Source organism: Pseudomonas sp. PA15(2017), from assembly GCF_001945395.1.
Classification (GTDB): Bacteria; Pseudomonadota; Gammaproteobacteria; order Pseudomonadales; family Pseudomonadaceae; genus Aquipseudomonas.
On record NZ_MSXV01000058.1, the window covers coordinates 414,177 to 432,824 of the forward strand.

Here is an 18,648-nt window from a genome sequence, read left to right on the forward strand (position 1 = left end):
CTGGCCGTCAGACGGCCATCAGGTCCGCTTCTTTCTGCTTCACGGCGACGTCGATCTCGGCCACGAACTTGTCGGTCAGCTTCTGTACGTCGTCAGCAGCGCGACGCTCTTCGTCTTCGCTGATTTCCTTTTCCTTGACCAGATCCTTGAGCTGGCTCATGGCGTCGCGACGAATGTTGCGCACGGCAACGCGGGCGTCTTCGGCGGCATCACGGGCCTGCTTGGTGAAGCCCTTGCGGGTTTCTTCGGTCAGTGCCGGCATGGTGACCAGCAGCAACTCGCCCAGGTTGGTCGGGTTGAAGCCCAGGCCGGCGCTCTGGATGGCCTTGTCGACCGCGCTCAGCATGCTGCGCTCGAACGCCACGACCTGCAGGGTGCGCGAATCCTTGACGGTTACGCTGGCGACCTGGTTCAGCGGGGTGTCCGCGCCGTAGTAAGGCACCATCACGCCGCCGAGGATGCTGGGGTGAGCCTGACCGGTACGAATGCGGCTGAATGCGTGAGCCAGCGATTCCAGGCTCTTCTGCATGCGAACCTGGGCGTCCTTCTTGATTTCGTTAATCATTCTTTACCTTCCTCGACCAAAGTTCCTTCGGCGCCGCCCACCACGACGTTGAGCAGGGCACCGGGCTTGTTCATATTGAAAACACGCAGCGGCATGTTGTGATCACGGCACAGGCAGATGGCCGTCAGGTCCATCACGCCCAGCTTGCGATCCAGCACCTCGTCATAGGTGAGACGATCAAATTTTTCCGCGTGCGGATCCTTGAATGGATCGGCAGTGTACACACCATCCACCTTGGTTGCCTTCAGCACCACATCGGCGTCGATCTCGATACCGCGCAAGCAGGCGGCCGAGTCGGTGGTGAAGAACGGATTGCCAGTGCCAGCGGCGAAGATCACCACCTCACCGGTTTTCAGGTGGCGCATCGCCTTGCGGCGATCGTAGTGGTCGGTAACGCCGACCATGGAGATGGCCGACATGACCAGCGCAGGAATGTTCGAGCGCTCCAGGGCGTCGCGCATGGCCAGGGCGTTCATTACCGTGGCCAGCATGCCCATGTGGTCACCGGTGACCCGATCCATACCGGCGGCGCTGAGCGCTGCACCACGGAACAGGTTGCCACCGCCAATCACCACACCCACCTGTACGCCGATACCGACCAGTTGGCCGACTTCCAGCGCCATGCGATCGAGCACCTTGGGATCGATGCCGAAATCTTCCGAGCCCATCAGGGCCTCGCCGCTGAGTTTGAGCAGAATGCGCTTGTAGCGCGGTTGACGACCACTCACCTGCTGAGCCATTACCATTCTCTCCTGCGGCGTAAGAAAAACCTGCGAACCGAGTGGCTCGCATATCGAGCGCTTCGACAGCGCTCACGACCGTGAGTGCCACGGGCACCGACCATCGTTTCGAAAAAAATCCCCTTTGAAAAAGAGGCCGCGCGCGTGAGCGGGCAGCCTCTTCTGGGGCGCTAACTAGGGTCTGTTGCCATTTCAACGCGAGCCGTGCGTGAAACGGCAACAGCCCCTAACAGTTATCACTGCTTGCTGGCAGCAACCTGAGCAGCAACTTCGGCAGCGAAGTCGGTCTCGGCCTTCTCGATGCCCTCGCCCACTTCGTAACGAACGAAGGAAACGACTTCGGCACCGGCTTTCTTCACCAGGTCACCGACCTTGACTTCCGGATCCATGATGAAGGCTTGCTCGACCAGGCTGGCTTCGGCGAGGAACTTGGCGATACGGCCCTTGACCATGTTCTCGACGATGTTTTCCGGCTTGCCGGCGATCTTCTCGGCGTTCAGCTGCAGGAAGATTTCCTTTTCCTTGGCAACCAGTTCCTCGGAAACCTGGTCAGCGGAAACAACGGCCGGGTTGGACGCAGCAACGTGCATGGCAACGTGTTTGGCCAGCTCGTCGTTGCCGCCCTTCAGGACGACCAGAACGCCGATGCGGTGGCCGTGCAGGTAGGCGCCAACGGTGTCACCGGAAACAGCGGTCAGACGACGGATGTTGACGTTCTCGCCGCACTTGGCAACCAGGGCTTCACGAGCGGATTCGCGCGAGGCGATCAGCGGAGCGGCTTCGGTCAGGTTCTTCTCGAAGGCTTCGTCCAGGCTCTCCTTGACGAAGGCTTTGAAGTCATCCTGCAGAGCCAGGAAGTCGGTCTGCGAATTGACTTCGATGATCAGGCCGCGATTGCCTTCGACGCGAACGGCGATGGAGCCTTCGGCAGCGATGTTGCCAGCCTTCTTGGCAGCCTTGATGGCGCCCGAAGCACGCATGTCATCGATCGCTTTCTCGATGTCGCCACCAGCGGCAACCAGTGCCTTCTTGCACTCCATCATGCCTTGGCCGGTACGCTCGCGCAGTTCCTTGACCAGTGCTGCAGTAATCTCTGCCATCTTGAAAATCCTCTTGGTAGGTCTTCAACCATCACCCGCGAGGCGGGCGATCAAATCTTTGAGTGACAAAAAGGGGGCCTAGCCCCCTTTTTGCGCAGCGCATAACACTAGATGCTCTGCGTTACCGCTTAGCCTTCGGCAGCTTCAGCAGCCGGAGCTTCTTCGACGAACTCTTCGGTAGCGCCGCCGGTGTTGCTGCGACCACGGATAACGGCGTCGGCCATGGCACCCATGTACAGCTGGATGGCGCGGATGGCGTCGTCGTTACCCGGAATGATGTAGTCAACGCCTTCCGGGCTGCTGTTGGTATCGACAACGCCGATAACCGGGATGCCCAGCTTGTTGGCTTCGGTGATCGCGATGCGCTCGTGATCGACGTCGATGACGAACAGTGCGTCCGGCAGGCCGCCCATGTCCTTGATACCGCCCAGGCTGCGATCCAGTTTTTCCAGATCACGGGTGCGCATCAGCGCTTCTTTCTTGGTCAGCTTGCTGAAGGTACCGTCCTGGGACTGCACTTCCAGATCACGCAGACGCTTGATCGAGGCACGGATGGTCTTGTAGTTGGTGAGCATGCCGCCCAACCAGCGGTGATCGACGAACGGCGAGTTGCAACGAGCCGCTTCTTCGCGAACGATCTTGCCAGCGGAACGCTTGGTGCCGACGAACAGGATCTTGTTCTTGCCAGCAGCCAGCTTTTCAACGAACGACAGCGCGTCGTTGAACATCGGCAGGGTCTTTTCCAGGTTGATGATGTGAATCTTGTTACGCGCGCCGAAAATGTACTTGCCCATTTTCGGGTTCCAGTAACGGGTCTGGTGGCCGAAGTGCACACCGGCCTTCAGCATATCGCGCATGTTGACTTGGGACATGATAGTTCCTTGATAAGTCGGGTTAGGCCTCCACGCATCCCAATTTCCAACCCTTGCGGGCACCCAGGAAATCGTGTCGATACGTGTGTGGGGTTAGGCTTTCGGGGTCTACCCCGCAAAGCGGCGCGTTTTATACCATAGAAACCGCTCTTGGGCTACATGCATGTTCGGTATCGATGACCGCCCCGCCATCCATGGGCGCTTCAAGGTTGGCGGCGCAAACTGTTACCATGCCGCCCTTTACAGAGCTACCGAGATCACCATGACCGTCACCCTCAAGACGCCCGACGAAATCGAGAAAATGCGCATCGCCGGTCGCCTGGCCGCCGACGTGCTGGAGATGATCGCCGAGCATGTCAAACCCGGCGTCACCACGGACGAACTCAATACCATCTGCCACAACTATATCGTCGATGTGCAGAAGGCCACCCCCGCCCCGCTCAACTATGGCGCGGCACCGGGTCGCCCGGGCTTTCCGAAATCCATCTGCACCTCGCTCAACCACGTGGTATGCCACGGCATTCCCAACGACAAGCCGCTCAAGGAAGGTGATGTGATGAACATCGACATCACCGTGATCAAGGACGGCTACTACGGCGACACCAGCCGCATGTTCCACGTCGGCAAGGTGCCGGAATGGGCCGAGCGCCTGTCGCGCGTCACCCAGGAATGCCTCTATAAAGGCATCGAAGCGGTTCGCCCCGGCGCGCGCCTCGGCGATATCGGCGAAGTGATCCAGAAGCACGCCGAGAAGAATGGCTTCTCGGTGGTTCGCGAGTTCTGCGGCCACGGTATCGGCTCGGTGTTCCACGAAGACCCGCAAGTGCTGCACTACGGCCGCGCGGGCACCGGCATGGAACTCAAGGAGGGCATGACCTTCACCATCGAGCCGATGATCAACCAGGGTCGCCCGGAAACCCGCGTGCTGGGCGACGGCTGGACCGCGATCACCAAGGATCGCAAGCTGTCCGCCCAATGGGAGCACACCCTGCTGGTCACCGCCGACGGCTACGAAATCTTCACCCTGCGCGGCGACGACACCATCGCCCGCACCTCAGCCTGATACGAGCATCCACCTGTAGATGAAGGAAGGCCGCCGCATGTCGCTGCTAGACGCCGAGTTGTTCGATCGCGGCCAGTTCCAGGCGGAACTGGCCCTCAAGTCCAGCCCCATCGGCGCCTTCAAGAAAGCCATCCGCCGCGCCCATGAGGTGCTGGATGCGCGCTTTCGCGACAACCGCGACGTGCGTCGGCTGGTCGAAGACCGCGCGCGCTTCACCGACCAGATCCTGCTCGAAGCCTGGAACCGCTTCACCTGGAGCAGCGAGGCGGAAATCGCCCTGCTGGCGGTGGGCGGTTACGGGCGCGGCGAGCTGCATCCCTATTCCGATATCGATCTGTTGATCCTGTTGGGCGGTGACGATCAGGAAACCTTCCGCGAGCCCATCGAAGGTTTTCTCACCCTGCTCTGGGACATCGGCCTGGAGGTCGGCCAGAGCGTGCGCTCGGTGGCCGAGTGCGGCATCGAGGCCCGCGCCGACCTGACCGTCATCACCAACCTGATGGAAAGCCGCACCATCGCCGGCCCCGAGTACCTGCGCGAGCGCATGCAGGAAGCGACCGCTAGCGCCCACATGTGGCCGAGCAAGGCGTTCTATCTGGCCAAGCGCGAAGAGCAGACGGCCCGCCACGCCAAGTACAACGACACCGAGTACAACCTGGAGCCCAACGTGAAGGGCTCGCCGGGTGGTTTGCGCGACATCCAGACCATCCTGTGGGTGGCGCGCCGGCACTTCGGCACCCTCAACCTGCATGCCATGGTCGGCCAGGGCTTTCTGCTGGAAAGCGAATACGCCCTGCTCGCCTCCTCCCAGGAGTTTCTCTGGAAGGTGCGCTATGCCCTGCACATGCTCGCTGGGCGCGCCGAGGACCGCCTGCTGTTCGATCACCAGAGCAAGGTCGCCGAGCTGCTCGGCTATAACGAAAGCGACACCAAGCGCACCATCGAGCGCTTCATGCAGAAGTATTACCGCGTGGTGATGGCCATCGCCGAGCTGAGCGACCTGATCAACCAGCACTTCGAGGAAGAGATCCTCCGCGCTGGCGACAGCACGCCGGCCAAACCGCTGAACAGTCGCTTCCAGGTGCGCGACGGCTACATCGAAGTGACCCACGCCAACGTCTTCACGCGCACGCCGTTCGCCATCATCGAGATCTTCGTGCTGATGGCCCAGCATCCAGAGCTCAATGGCGTGTGCGCCGACACCATTCGCCTGCTGCGCGACCACCGCTACCTGATCGACGACGAATTCCGCCGCGATATCCGTAACACCAGCCTGTTCATCGAGCTGTTCAAGTGCGAGCAGGGCATCCACCGCAACCTGCGGCGCATGAACCGCTACGGCATCCTCGGCCGCTACCTGCCCGAGTTCGGCCATATCGTCGGGCAGATGCAGCACGACCTGTTCCACATCTATACGGTCGACGCCCATACCCTCAACCTGATCAAGCACCTGCGCAAGTTCAAGTGGCCGGAACTGGCGGAGAAGTTTCCGCTGGCCAGCAAGCTCATCGACAAGCTGCCCAAACCCGAGCTGATCTACCTGGCCGGGCTGTACCACGACATCGGCAAGGGCCGCGGCGGCGACCACTCGGAGCTCGGCGCCCTGGACGCCGAAGCCTTTGGCCAGCGCCATCACCTGCCCGCCTGGGACACCGGGCTGATCGTCTGGCTGGTGCAGAACCACCTGGCAATGTCGACCACCGCCCAACGCAAGGACCTGTCCGACCCGCAGGTGATCAACGACTTCGCTGCCTTCGTGGGCGACCAGACGCACCTGGATTACCTCTACGTGCTGACCGTGGCCGACATCAACGCCACCAACCCGACGCTTTGGAATTCCTGGCGTGCCAGCCTGATGCGCCAGCTCTACACCGAGACCAAGCGCGCTTTGCGCCGCGGCCTGGAGAACCCGGTGGAGCGCGAGGAGCAGATCCGCCTGACCCAGAGCGCCGCGCTCGACACCCTGGTCAATGGCGGCACCGACGCGGACGACGTCGAGCAACTGTGGTCGCAGTTGGGCGATGACTACTTCCTGCGCCATACCGCCAGCGATGTGGCCTGGCACACCGACGCGATCCTCCAGCACCCCGACGATGGCGGCCCACTGGTATTGATCAAGGAAACCACCCAGCGCGAGTTCGAGGGTGGCACGCAGATATTCATCTACGCGCCGGACCAGCACGACTTCTTCGCAGTGACGGTGGCGGCCATGGCGCAACTGAACCTGAGCATCCACGACGCGCGGATTCTCACCTCCACCAGCCAGTTCACCCTCGATACCTACATCGTGCTCGAGGCCGAAGGCGGCTCGATCGGTGACAACCCCAAGCGCATTCAGCAGATCCGCCAGAGCCTGGTCGACACCCTGATGCACCCGGACGAATACCCGAACATCATCCAGCGCCGCGTACCGCGCCAGCTCAAGCACTTCGCCTTCGCGCCCCAGGTGACCATCCACAACGATGCCCAGCGGCCGGTCACCGTGGTGGAACTGACCGCTCCGGATCGCCCGGGCCTGTTGGCCAAGATCGGGCGCATCTTCCTGGACTTCGACCTGTCGGTGCAGAACGCCAAGATCGCCACCCTGGGCGAGCGCGTGGAAGACGTGTTCTTCGTCACCGACGCCAACAACCTGCCGCTGTCCGACCCCGAGCTGTGCGCGCGCCTGCAGCAGACCATCATCACCAAGCTATCGGCAAGCAGCGCCAGCCCGTTGCAAATCAGCATCTGAATGCAGTGCGCGCTCCGCCTGGGGCCCGCACCGTATTCGTCAGATCCGGAAGCTGTCCACCAGTTGCTTGAGCCGCCCGACCTGCCGGTCCAGCTCGGTACAGGCACTCAGGCTGGCCTGCAGGTTACGCACACCATCCTGGTTCAGCGTGTTGATCTCGGTGATGTCCATGTTCAGGCTCTCGATCACCGAGGTCTGCTCCTCGGTAGCGGTGGCCACGGACTGGTTCATGCCATCGATCTCGCCGATGCGGCGGGTCACGCCGCGCAGGTTCTCACCGGCCTGGCCGCCAATGCGCACGCTGTCGTCGCTGAACCGGCGGCTTTCGCCCATGGTCGCCACCGCATCGCGGGCCCCGGCCTGCAGCTGCTCGATCATCTGCTGGATTTCCTGAGCCGAGCTCTGCGTGCGCTGGGCCAGGTTGCGCACTTCGTCGGCCACCACGGCGAAACCGCGGCCCGCCTCGCCAGCACGTGCCGCTTCGATGGCGGCATTGAGCGCCAGCAGGTTGGTCTGCTCGGAAATGCCCTTGATGACGTCGAGGATCTGGCCGATGTCGTTGCTCTTCTCGCTCAGCAACTCGATGTGGCTGCCCGACGCCTGGATCTTGTCCGACAGGTCGCCCATCGAGCCCAGCGTGCGCTCGACCATACCCTGACCTTCCTCGGCATCGCGGCGCGCCTCGCTGGCCTGCACCGATGCATCGGCGGCATTTCGAGCGATTTCCTGGGCAGCGGCACCCAGTTCGTTGATCGCCGCAGCGACGCTGTCGGTGCGCGCCGCCTGCTCGCTGGAGTTGCCCATGGACGCGTTGGACGCCTGTACCACGGTGCTGACCCGGGCATGCACTTCGCGGGTGGTCGAAGCCACTTCGCGGATGGACTCGTGAATGCGCTCGACGAAGCGGTTGAAGGCGCCGGCCAATTCGCCGAACTCGTCGCCGGAGTCGATCTTCAGACGCTGGGTAAGGTCACCCTCGCCTTCGGCGATGCCACTCATGGCACCGCTCATCACGTGCAATGGGCGCAGCAGAATGCGAATCAGCGCACCGAGCAGCAGCAGGATGGCGATCACCCCGATGACCGTGGAGGTCAGCGCCGAGACACGGAACTCGCGCAGCGCCGCGAACGCCTGGCCCTCGTCGACCGACAGGCCGACGTACCAGCGCACGCCCGCCAGGCCTTGCACCGGCAGGAAAGTGACGATGCGCGCACTGCCATCGGCTGCCGAAACGTCCTGCAGGCCTGGCTCCAGGCGCGGCGCACCACTCGGGAACAGGTCGGCGAGCTTCTTCAGCACCAGGCTCTTGTCCGGGTGCACGAACACCGTGCCCTTGTCGTCGACCAGAAAGGCATAACCCATGCCGCCCAGGTCGAAGGAGTTGAGGATGTCGTCGATGGTCTGCAGCTTGAGGTCACCGCCGACCACGCCTTGCAGGGCCCCGCCGACGCTGACCGGACGGGTGATGGTGATCAGCAGACCGTCACGCGGGTCGGCCGCCAGATACGGCTCGGTCAGGCCCGGGCCGCTGCTGCCTGCGGCGCTCTTGTACCAGGGGCGCTGACGCGGATCGTAGCCGGCCGGCAGCTCGCTGGGTGGAAACTGGGTGTAGGTGCCGTCGTTCTGGCCGTAGTAGGCATATAGAAAAGCCGAGGCGACGCTGCGGTGCTGCAGGTTTCTGGCGAGCGGCGCTGGCGAGCTGTCGTCCTGTACCGACTCGGCCAGGTTGTCGAGCAACTGCATGCGCCCGGAGAGCCAGTGCTGGATGTTGCCAGTGGAAACCTGGCCGACATCGTTGAGGTAGTTGGCCAGGTTGTCGCGAATCGACGTGCGCTGCAGGTAGTCGTTGTACAGCGCGAAGGATGCGAAGGCCGCAATGACCACCAGGGAAGCAGCCAGCATGATCTTGTGGCTGAATTTGAGGGTGCGCATGAGGGAGCTCTCGCTGAAAGGGATGCCGGGAGGGATTACCCACAGGCTATCGACCCGAAGCGGAGCGTCTTTAGCCTGTTTCATGAAAAACATGACCAATGCGTCAGCCAAAATAATGGCGACTGAAAAGCGCGTTCTTGAGCGGCAAACGTGGGTTTTCAATTAGCCATTTCGTTCGGTTCGATAGCTGCCAGTCCTTTCGCCTGCTATCAGCCAGCCCGCTGCGCGTCTGCGGCTCACTGCGCCGATAACGCCTGTCACACCGATAAGCAATTTTCCTCGGCCGGCCCACGTGCTAGTGTCGGCAAATTTGTCGTCGCCTCACAAAGGACCCGTCGGATCATCATGAACCACGCCCTCGCCCAGCTGCAGCCCTACCCCTTCGAGAAACTGCGCGCCCTGCTCGCTGGCGTCGCCCCCGCTGCGGATCGCTCGCCCATCGCCCTGTCGATCGGCGAACCCAAGCACCGCTCGCCGGCTTTCGTCGCCCAGGCCCTGACCGACAACCTCGACCAGATGGCGGTCTATCCGACCACCCTGGGTATCGCGGCGCTACGCGAAGCCATCGCCGCCTGGTGCGAGCGGCGTTTCAAGGTACCGGCTGGCTGGTTGGACGCCGCCCGCCACGTGCTGCCGGTCAACGGCACTCGCGAGGCGCTGTTCGCCTTCACCCAGACCGTGGCGCAGCGCGATGTGGGCGGCCTGGTGGTCAGCCCCAATCCGTTCTACCAGATCTACGAAGGCGCGGCCCTGCTCGCCGGCACCCAGCCCCATTACCTGCCGTGCCTGCAGGAACATGGTTTCAATCCGGACTTCGACGCCGTGGCGCCTGAAGTCTGGCAACGCTGCCAGATTCTCTTCCTGTGCTCGCCGGGCAACCCGACCGGCGCCCTGATCCCGCTGGATACCCTGAAGAAGCTGATCGCCCTGGCCGACCAGTACGACTTCGTGATTGCCGCCGACGAGTGCTATAGCGAGCTGTATTTCGACGAGGAAAATCCACCCGCCGGCCTGCTGACCGCCTGCGCCGAGCTGGACCGCAGCGATTTCAAGCGTTGCGTGGTGTTCCACAGCCTGTCCAAGCGCTCCAACCTGCCGGGCCTGCGCTCGGGGTTCGTGGCCGGTGATGCGGAAATTCTCAAGGCCTTCCTGCTGTACCGCACCTACCATGGCTGTGCCATGCCGGTGCAGACCCAGCTGGCCAGCATCGCAGCCTGGCAGGACGAAGAGCACGTGCGCGCCAACCGCGACCTGTACCGCGAGAAGTTCGACGCCGTGCTGGCGATACTCGAAGGCGTGATGGACGTGCAGCGCCCCGACGGCGGCTTCTACCTGTGGGCCAGGACGCCAGGCGACGATGCCGAATTCACCCGCGCGCTGTTTGCCAAGGAACACGTCACCGTGGTGCCGGGCTCGTACCTGTCTCGCGACGTGGAGGGTTTCAACCCCGGTGCAGGCCGTGTACGCATGGCGCTGGTCGCACCGTTGGCAGAATGCGTGGAAGCGGCGCAGCGCATTCGCCGCTTTATCGAAAGCGCCTGACGCCCGGGCGCCGAGGGCCCGCAACGGCCTTCAGCGCCACGTCGTCAACCTGCCGTACGGGTAACGGTCAGCACCACCGCCGCGATGCGCTCGACCTGCTCGTAGCCGGGCTTGAGCAATTCCTCGCCGAACACGTCCGGATCCACTTCCTCATATCGCCAGGCCAGCGACGCATCGCCCAGGGTGCGCCTGACGTAGGCCAGGAACGGGTCGCCCGCCGCCGTCATCGCCACACCGGTGTACAGCAACAGGCTGCCACCCGGCGCCAGCCGGCCAATCGATGCTTCGACGATCGCCTCGGACAACCCGGCGCCCAGCTCACCACCGCCATCGCGGTAGGCACGGCTATCAGCGTCGAGCATGTAGGGCGGATTGGCAACGATCAGGTCAAACTGGCCGTCGACGTTTTTCAATAGATCGCTGTATCGCGCCTCGACGTTGTTCACCCCAGCCAGCGCTGCGTTGATGCGGGTGAACGCCAGCGCCTGCGGGTTGATGTCTACCGCCAGCACTTCGGCGGCGGGCCGTGCCTGGGCGATGCACAGGGCGCCCGGCCCGGCGCCGCAGCAGATATCCACGGCCCGCGACACGGCCGCAGCCGATGGCGTGGCGAAAAAGGCGTCGATGGCACGCACGAAACGATAGGTATCGGGCCCGAAGAACACGGCGTCGGCCTGTACGGTCGGATAGCGTGAATGCACGAACAGGTTGTCACCGAGGCTCGACCAACGCACTGCGCTGCAAAGCTGTTGGCCCTGCTGCTGCAAGACGCCGCCCACGCGCATCAGCTCGAGCAACTCGCCATCCACCACCTGTGCCTCGAACGGCCTGCTCCAGCCGAATACACCAATCAGGTCCCGCGCCTGCTGGCTTTCGCCACGGGCGTTGACCCGCTCGTGAGTCAACGGCGTACCGGTGGTGAATCGATAGCCCTGCTGCTCGAGGGCCTGACCAAGGCTCAATAGTGCCTGCTGTTGCGCGGTGTTCTGCTCGCTATGCATCGATGCCCCGGACATGGTTATTGGAGATAAGCGTTGAACAGCCGTGTGGCCAGCAAGCCGGCCGGTGTGAAGTGGCTGGCGGGTGACATCAGCCCGATGAGCTTGTCGGCCTGCTGCTGGGGCGGCAGCGCGCGAAGCGCGGCGTGCAGTGCCTGCGCTTCATCGTCCAGGCCCACGGCCTGCTCGGTACTGGCCACTGCCGAGCGGCGACGCAGTCGGCCGCGACTCCGTGCGGGTGCCCAGTTACCGGCAATCCAGTCGTGCAGCAGTTGCTGTTCATAGCTGCTGAACACCCCGAACATGGCGGCGCGATCGCCCTGCACCAGTTGCCAGAAACGACTGTTCTGCGGGTCTTCGTCACGGCGAATCCAGCCGCGTTTCTGCAGAGCCTCGAGAAAGGCACGCACCTGACCGGGCTCGCTGAGCCATTCGTTGACGGTACGCCCCTCGATCCGACAGTAGTCGGAGTGCACCTGGGTAGCCACTTCGCGCTTGCGCTCGAGCATCGCACAGACTTCGTCCTCGAGATCGAAGGCGGCGATCACTGCCGTGGAGCCAATGCCCAGATCGTTGAGCTGATAGCCACGAATCACGCGGCGGTAGAAGTCCTCGCGATCACCGACCAGCGGCAGATTTTCCAGCACGGCCTGCACGGCCTTCTGGGCATGGCCGGTGCTGGCATTGTCGATGGTCACGTGCAGCTGGAAATAGTAAGGGTCGATATCCAGCTCGGTCAGCTCATAGCTGGTGATCAGCAGGTGCAGCGGCAATTGCTCGTAGCCCAGGTTGTAGCCGATCACTTCGGGCAGGTAATCATCGGCCAGATGACCGAGCGCCAGTTGCTGAGCGCCCTGCAGAAAATGCTCGTCTTCCAGCTCGGCCAACTCGTCGCAGCCGTGCTGGGCCAACAGCTGCTTGTACAGCACCACATGGTTCATGACCGGAACGCCGTCGCCCAGCTCTTCGAGATAGGTGCGCAGCAATGGCCGCAGGCGCTGTTCCTGCCAATGCCGGAGCAGCCCGTATAGCCAGGCGCCGTCGACCAGTTTGGTAGGCGCGACATGACGCAGAAAATACAGGGCATGGGCACGATTGCTGAAATAGCGCCGCGGCGCCCCCTGACGCCTCGCCTGCAGGTACTGCCCATAGGCCTCGGTGGTGCGCTGGGCGGCCGTCCGCATCCAGTCGAGCAACGCCTCGGGCTGGGTGGGTACGTCACAAGGCAGCTCCTGGGCCTTGGCCAGTTGGCCATCCAGAAAACTGCGCGCCTCGTTCAACGCCCCCTCGTCCAGCTCGGGTTGCATCAGTCGCTCGTACAGCGTGCGCGCCGGACCAGCCTGCAGAAAATTGCAGCTCTGGCTGGGCGTGGTGAAGATCGGCATCAAAGTCGTCATGGTCGGGGCCTTGCGTGGGCAGTTCGGAGGCGCCGTGAAACGAGGCGGCGCTCAAGCGATTCTTGGAATGGCCGACGCGAATGCCGCGCCAAGGCCTTATGGAATAGGGAGAATGGCGCGCGATAAAAGATTCAATCTGAAGGATCAGCGGCAGCCAACCCATTGCCTCAGGCACGAAAAAGCCAGGTCGAGCAGTGCTCGCCTGGCTTCATCGAGGGTTTGGGGACCTTCAGCTATGAGCGGGTAATTGGCCCAGTCAAACCGTGCGGCACAGCACCCAGTCATGTAACAGTACGCGCAGTTCGTCGAACTTCACCGGTTTGGCCAGGTAATCGCTCATCCCGGCCGCCAGGCAGCGCTCACGATCCCCAGACTGGCTGTGGGCAGTGATCGCCAGCACCGGTAAGTCGATGCACGCCGGCAACTGGCGTATGGCGCGGCAGGTGGCGAAACCATCCATCACCGGCATCTGGCAATCGAGCAGCACCGCGTCGACGGCCTCACGCTGCAGGCATTCCAATGCCTCGTTGCCGTTGTCTGCAGTGCGTACGCGATAACCGAGCTTGAGCAGCATGCCGCGAATCACCAACTGGTTGATGGCATTGTCTTCGACCACCAGCACCGTGCACTGCTCGGGCGCACGCACAGCCGTGCCAGCGCTGCGCCGCACGGTGGGTTCTTCGGCGAGCGTCTTTACGGGTAGCGCCAGTGCCAGGTCGAGACGGAAGATGCTGCCGCCCGCTCCGGCGCGATTGGGCTCGTAGGCGAGAGTGCCGCCCAGCAGGTCGACCAGTTGCCGGCAGATGCTCAGGCCGATGCCCAAGCCGCCGTATTCGCGAGTCAACGAGGTATCGAGCTGATGAAAACGCCGATACAAGTCGGTCTCGCGGACGTTCTCCAGGCCGATGCCAGCATCGATCACCTCGAAGCTCAGCGGCAGGCTGTCCACCGCGGCCTGAGCATTGCTGCGCACGCGCAGGCGAACCTTACCCACCGCAGTGAACTTGATGGCGTTGTCGAGCAGGTAGCCCAGCGCCTGCGCCAGCTTCTGCCCATCGCCCTCGACGGTATCGGGCAGACGCTCGTCGAGATCCAGCTTGAAGTCCAGCCCCTTGGCGCGGGCCCGGCCCTCGAAGTTCGCGCACAGGCCGTCGAGCAACCCGCGCAGGCTGAAGGTTTCCCGCCGCGGATAGAGCCGGCCGGCCTGCAGTTCGGTCAATGCGAGGATATCGTTGACCATCTGCATCATGTCCCGCGCCGAACGGGTCGCGGTCTTCTGATATTGCTCGACCTCGGGGTCCAGGCGCAGGGTCTGCATCAGCTCCAGCGAGCCGATCACGCCGTTCATCGGCGTACGCAGCTCGTGGGTGACGGTGGCCAGGAAGTCGTCCTTGAGACGGTTGCTGTCGGCCAGTTCGTGGTTGAGCATCTCCAGCTTGGCACTGGCACTCTGCAGGATGCGCGCACGCTCCTCCTTCATGCCATTGATACGGTCGGCCAGGGCCAGGGACAGCAGCGCCACCTCGATGGCACTGCCAATCTGGCTGGCGTACATGGTCAGGAACACGTTGGGCAGGTAGCCGAGCACCATCAGCGTGTTGACCACTCCACCGAGCAGGAACGCCGCCCAGGCGATCAGGAAATACCGCGCCACACGCATGCCGCGCCACCAGGCCAACGCGCCGGCGATCGGCACCACCAGGGTGAACACCAGGGCCAGCACCGTGGCCAGGCGCAGCGACAGGGCGTAACTGACGCACAGCGCCAGGACCATCACCAGCGCGCCCCAGAGCATCAGCAGCAACAAGCTGCGGTCGATCCAAGGGCTGTGCTCGCGGGTATGCAGGAAGCTGCGCGCGAACTGGCAGCCGAACAGCGCCGTGGCGCCGATCAGAAACGGCGTCGCGGCGTTGGCCCACCAAGGGTTGTCCGGCCAGAAGAACTCGATGCCGGCGCCATTGACCGACACCTGGTACAGGCCGAACGAGGCGATGTAGAGGATATAGTAGAGGTAGCTGGTGTCCCGCACGCTGATGAAGATGAACAGGTTGTAGATCGCCATCACCAGCAACACGCCGTAGATGATGCCCAGCACATAGATACGCGCCGGCTGTTCTTCCAGATAGGCGGCTGGCGACCACAGGCTCAGCGGTGCCTGGATCGAACCCTGGCTTTCCAGGCGCAGGTAGACACGGCGTACCTGCTCGGGCTGGAACTCGAGGGCGAACAGGTAGTTGTTCTGGCGGATCTCGCGGCTGGAGAACGGCAATGCGTCGCCGGTGCGATGACTGAGCTGGAAGCGGCCATCGGCGCCTTCTTCATAGAGTTCCAGATGGTCCAGCGGTGGGTAGGCCAGCTCCAGCAACCAGCTCTGCGGATTGACGCTGGCCGCGCCGCGAGGCCGAAACTGCAGATCAATGCGCAACCAGAACGCCGAACGCGAGTAGCCGGCGTTCAGCACCGCCTTGTCGTGCTGGCGGAAGCTGCCTTGCAGGGCATTGGAAGTCACGTCGTCGATGCCCTTGTCGCCGCGTACGTCCTCGAATACCGCGATGTGCTCGCCGAGCGGCAAGACGCGAGTGCGCTCGTCGAATACCACCGGCTCGGCAGCACTGGCCAACAACGGGCAGAGCGCCAGAAGAACAATCAGAAAAACACGCATGCGCCACCACGAATAGTCAGGCTGAGCTGCACCGCAGGGTGCCTCTCCGAGCTTATACCCCTGCACAGCTCGGATATAGGAATGCCGGCCATTCTTTATGGCTGTCAGCCTGCCGTCGCAGGCCAGATGACGACAAAACGCGGGCGTCAATATATCACTTTGAAGGGATGCGCAGTAACGCCTCGGTAATGGCTTCTGCCAGGTATTCAATGGAGAACACCCCGCCGTAGGTCCAGGTCGAGCGCATGGCCCCGAAGCGGCCCTCTCGCACGAAGGGCATCGCCTGCCACAGTGCGGTGGCGAACAATTGCTCCTGCTGGGCAAATGGCTCGATATGCAGAATCACGCCATCGTCGATTCGCCCGAGGGTCGTCACCGGGACTTGAACGATGCCCCATGGGCTGCGCGGTAACGGGTAGGCCGGCTGCAGGTGCAGCATGTTCATCGCGTGGTCGGCCATGGAGTTCTCGCCATTGATGAACACCGCGGTGGGCGACGAGAAGCGGATCACCGTGACCTTGGGCAGCGTGCCTTGAAAATGCGCCACCAGCCGCCGGTGCAGCTCATCAACACGGGCCTGCATGGCGGCCAGCTCGGTCAGCGCCTGTTCTTCACGGCCAAAGTGGCGCGCCAGTTCCAGGTAGTTGTCTCGCGAGGTCAGGTAGTTGTCGTGGGCCTGGCTGAAGCTGCTGAACGACAACACCGGAGCAATGCGCTTGAGCTTGCCGCGGATATCCTCCAGCAGCGGTGGAATGACGATCAGCTGCGGCTTGAGCTGCGCCAGCAATTCCAGATTCGGCTCGGTGCGCGAACCGGCACTGGGTACGTCGTCTGGCAAGGCCGGGCGTACCACCCAGGTGCGGTAGTCCTCGGCATCGGCTACCGCCAGCGGAGTGATACCCAGCTTGAGCAGATGCTCGGCGGCCTCCCAGCCCAGTGCCACCACCCGGGGCTCGGCCGTGCCCTGCCCCTGCGCCCATAGCGGCAGCAGGCAGAGCAACGGCACCAGCCAGGCCCGCAACCATCCGTTCATGCCAAACGCCTCTTGACCAACAGATAAACGAAATAACTGCCACACACGACCGAAGCGACGATACCCACCGGAAGTTGCAGCGGGAATATCAGCACGCGGCCGAACCAGTCAGCCAGCAACATCAGCACACCGCCCAGCGCCGCCGCCAGCAACAGTTGCGGCAGCACGCGGCGGGCGCCGAGGATCGCCGCCATATGCGGTGCCAGCAAGCCCAGAAAGGCCACCGGCCCCATCAGGCTGGTGACCAGCGCACAGAGTAGCGACACCAGCACCAGCAACGCCAGGCGTGCCTTGCGCACATCCAGGCCGCGGCTCAGAGCCACGCCGTCGCCAATCGAGATCAGCGTCAGGGCACGGTGGCAGAGTATGCTCAGCACGCCAAGCAGCAGCACGCCACACGACAGCCACAGTGCCTGGCTGGCAGACACCCGATAGGTCGAGCCGGCCAGCCAGCCGAGCAATGCAAAAGAGTCTGCGGTGCCCTTGGCTAGGCCGAACTGCAGTGCAGCATTGAGCAAGGCGGTCAGGGATATACCGACCAGCGCCATCAGCGCCGGCGAATACTGGTGCCTGCGCCCCAGCAACAGCAGAATGCCGAGCACCGCCAGGCTGCCGACAAAGGCCGCTATCGGCGCCACAAAACCGAGCAGCGAGCCGCCAAACACCATCAGCGCCAGCATCACCGCCAACGTGGCGCCAGCGGACAGACCGAGAATGTCCGGGCTGGCCAGCGGGTTACGCAACAGCCGCTGCAGCAGCACGCCGGCAATCGCCAGGCCGCAGCCAGCGGCAGCAGCGGTCAGCACCCTGGGCCAGCGCAGCGCCCAGATCAGCTCCGACGGCCATTGCAGCTGCCAGCCCGTGCTGGTGCGCCCCAGACAGACGCTCAGCAGCACCGCGCCCAGGGCCAGCAGCACGACCAGCAGGGCATAGCGTCGGCGCAGACGCTCCGGCCCCTCGGGCAACTGCAGGCCACGGGCATCCTCGGCGGACAGCTTGCGCCGCGACAGCCACAGCAAGGCGGGCGCGCCGATCAGCGCGGCGGCCGCACCGCTGGGCACCAGGTCGGCGGTCCAGCGGTTGGCCAGCAGCGCCAGGGCATCGGTGGCGAGCAGCAGCACGGCGCCGAGCAACACACTGTAGAGCAGTTCGTCCCGAGCCCGGCGGGCACCAAACAGGCGCGCCAGGTTCGGCGTCAGCAGGCCGATGAAACCGATCAGCCCCACGGCGGTGATCGATACCGCCGTCATCCAGATCGACACCACGAACAGCCCGAGCATGATCGGCCAAAGGTTCAGGCCGCGGGCCTGGGCACCTTCACTGCCGAGCTGCAGCAGGGTCAGCGGGCGTGGCGCCAGGGCGATGACCAGCACGCCAACGAGCAATTTGGGCCATAGCCAGCCCACCCAGTGCCAGTCGATCTGCGCCAGGTCGCCAGCGCCCCAGACGAACAGCCCGCTGGTGTACTGGTTGTTGAGCAGCACCAGGCCGGAGGCCAGAGCACCAAGCAGCAGGTTCAGGGCCATGCCGGCGAGCACCACCGGCAGCCCGGCGATACCGTTGCGCCCGGCGATCAGCACCACCAGGCCCACCGCCAGCAGTGCACCGCACAGCGCCGCCCAATGGCCATGGCTGGCCGCGAAGGTCGGCACCAGCAAGGTCGCACACACCAGGCCGAGCCAGGCGCCGGACGAGGCACCAATGGTCATCGGCGATACCAGGCGATTCTGCGTCAGTTGCTGCAGCACGCTGCCGGACAGCCCCAGGGCGGCGCCAACCAGTATTGCCATGCACAGCCGCGGCAGGGCCGAAAGGTTGAATTGCAGGGCATCGAAATCATTGTGCGCCGCCCCGCTGATCACCGCCCATTGTTGCGCCAGCGGCAAGGCGGTGCTCAGTTGCAGGTGCAGCATCAGCAAGATCAGCAGCACCAGGAAGGTCAGCCCATAACGCAACAACTGCCCTCTCAGCTCGTTGGCCAGCGCGCTCGGTCGCGCCTCGGTAACCCCCATG

Annotated in this window: 13 protein-coding genes and 1 pseudogene; 3 read left to right on the forward strand and 11 right to left on the reverse strand. The window is 63.5% G+C overall.

Translation table 11 applies throughout. The features are described from left to right. Positions 1-7 precede the first annotated feature (7 nt). From frr to rpsB, 4 genes are all read right to left on the reverse strand, one after another. On the reverse strand, positions 8-565 hold the full coding sequence (gene frr, locus BVH03_RS23670; protein ID WP_075963464.1) for a ribosome recycling factor: 558 nt from the start codon (positions 563-565) through the stop codon (positions 8-10). Beyond that, the gene (gene pyrH / locus BVH03_RS23675; protein WP_013792516.1) at positions 562-1,305 is read right to left on the reverse strand and encodes a UMP kinase; all 744 of its coding nucleotides are present in this window, start codon (positions 1,303-1,305) and stop codon (positions 562-564) included. Before pyrH ends, frr begins: the two co-directional genes overlap by 4 nt. Positions 1,306-1,541: 236 nt before the next feature. Continuing rightward, complete coding sequence (gene tsf / locus BVH03_RS23680; RefSeq protein ID WP_070884114.1) at positions 1,542-2,405, reverse strand: translation elongation factor Ts; 864 nt, start codon at positions 2,403-2,405, stop codon at positions 1,542-1,544. Between the two features lie 128 nt (positions 2,406-2,533). Next, on the reverse strand, positions 2,534-3,277 hold the full coding sequence (gene rpsB / locus BVH03_RS23685) for a 30S ribosomal protein S2 (RefSeq protein WP_075929927.1): 744 nt from the start codon (positions 3,275-3,277) through the stop codon (positions 2,534-2,536). 262 nt (positions 3,278-3,539) lie between these two features. Between rpsB and map the strand changes: the two genes are divergently transcribed. Further along, a complete protein-coding gene (gene map / locus BVH03_RS23690) occupies positions 3,540-4,340 on the forward strand; it encodes a type I methionyl aminopeptidase (RefSeq protein ID WP_075963567.1) in 801 nt (266 codons plus the stop codon). Positions 4,341-4,377: 37 nt separating this feature from the next. After that, positions 4,378-7,071, forward strand: a complete 2,694-nt coding sequence (locus BVH03_RS23695) for a [protein-PII] uridylyltransferase (RefSeq protein WP_075963465.1) — start codon at positions 4,378-4,380, stop codon at positions 7,069-7,071. A 39-nt stretch (positions 7,072-7,110) separates the two neighbouring features. Here BVH03_RS23695 and BVH03_RS27355 read toward each other — a convergent pair whose 3' ends face one another. Both BVH03_RS27355 and BVH03_RS27360 read right to left on the reverse strand, forming a co-directional pair. After that, positions 7,111-7,875, reverse strand: a complete 765-nt coding sequence (locus tag BVH03_RS27355; RefSeq protein WP_371915390.1) for a methyl-accepting chemotaxis protein — start codon at positions 7,873-7,875, stop codon at positions 7,111-7,113. A gap of 90 nt (positions 7,876-7,965) precedes the next feature. Beyond that, a pseudogene (locus tag BVH03_RS27360) lies at positions 7,966-9,096 on the reverse strand (cache domain-containing protein); the annotation flags it as partial. Positions 9,097-9,348: 252 nt separating this feature from the next. On the opposite strand from BVH03_RS27360, the gene dapC reads away from it, so the two are divergent. Continuing rightward, the gene (gene dapC, locus BVH03_RS23705; RefSeq protein ID WP_075963467.1) at positions 9,349-10,545 is read left to right on the forward strand and encodes a succinyldiaminopimelate transaminase; all 1,197 of its coding nucleotides are present in this window, start codon (positions 9,349-9,351) and stop codon (positions 10,543-10,545) included. A 44-nt stretch (positions 10,546-10,589) separates the two neighbouring features. On the opposite strand, the gene BVH03_RS23710 is transcribed toward dapC, so the two are convergent. The 5 genes from BVH03_RS23710 to fhuB all read right to left on the reverse strand — a co-directional run bounded on the left by BVH03_RS23710 (position 10,590) and on the right by fhuB (position 18,647). Then, complete coding sequence (locus tag BVH03_RS23710) at positions 10,590-11,546, reverse strand: class I SAM-dependent methyltransferase (protein WP_075963468.1); 957 nt, start codon at positions 11,544-11,546, stop codon at positions 10,590-10,592. Positions 11,547-11,563: 17 nt separating this feature from the next. Next, positions 11,564-12,940, reverse strand: a complete 1,377-nt coding sequence (locus tag BVH03_RS23715) for an iron-containing redox enzyme family protein (protein WP_075963469.1) — start codon at positions 12,938-12,940, stop codon at positions 11,564-11,566. Positions 12,941-13,196: 256 nt separating this feature from the next. After that, a complete protein-coding gene (locus BVH03_RS23720; RefSeq protein WP_075963470.1) occupies positions 13,197-15,602 on the reverse strand; it encodes a hybrid sensor histidine kinase/response regulator in 2,406 nt (801 codons plus the stop codon). A 154-nt stretch (positions 15,603-15,756) separates the two neighbouring features. Further along, positions 15,757-16,635, reverse strand: a complete 879-nt coding sequence (locus BVH03_RS23725) for an iron-siderophore ABC transporter substrate-binding protein (protein WP_256574798.1) — start codon at positions 16,633-16,635, stop codon at positions 15,757-15,759. Beyond that, positions 16,632-18,647 carry a Fe(3+)-hydroxamate ABC transporter permease FhuB gene (fhuB, locus tag BVH03_RS23730; RefSeq protein ID WP_075963471.1) on the reverse strand — a complete coding sequence of 672 codons (2,016 nt, stop codon included), beginning with the start codon at positions 18,645-18,647 and terminating at the stop codon, positions 16,632-16,634. Before fhuB ends, BVH03_RS23725 begins: the two co-directional genes overlap by 4 nt. Between the last annotated feature and the right edge of the window lies 1 nt (position 18,648).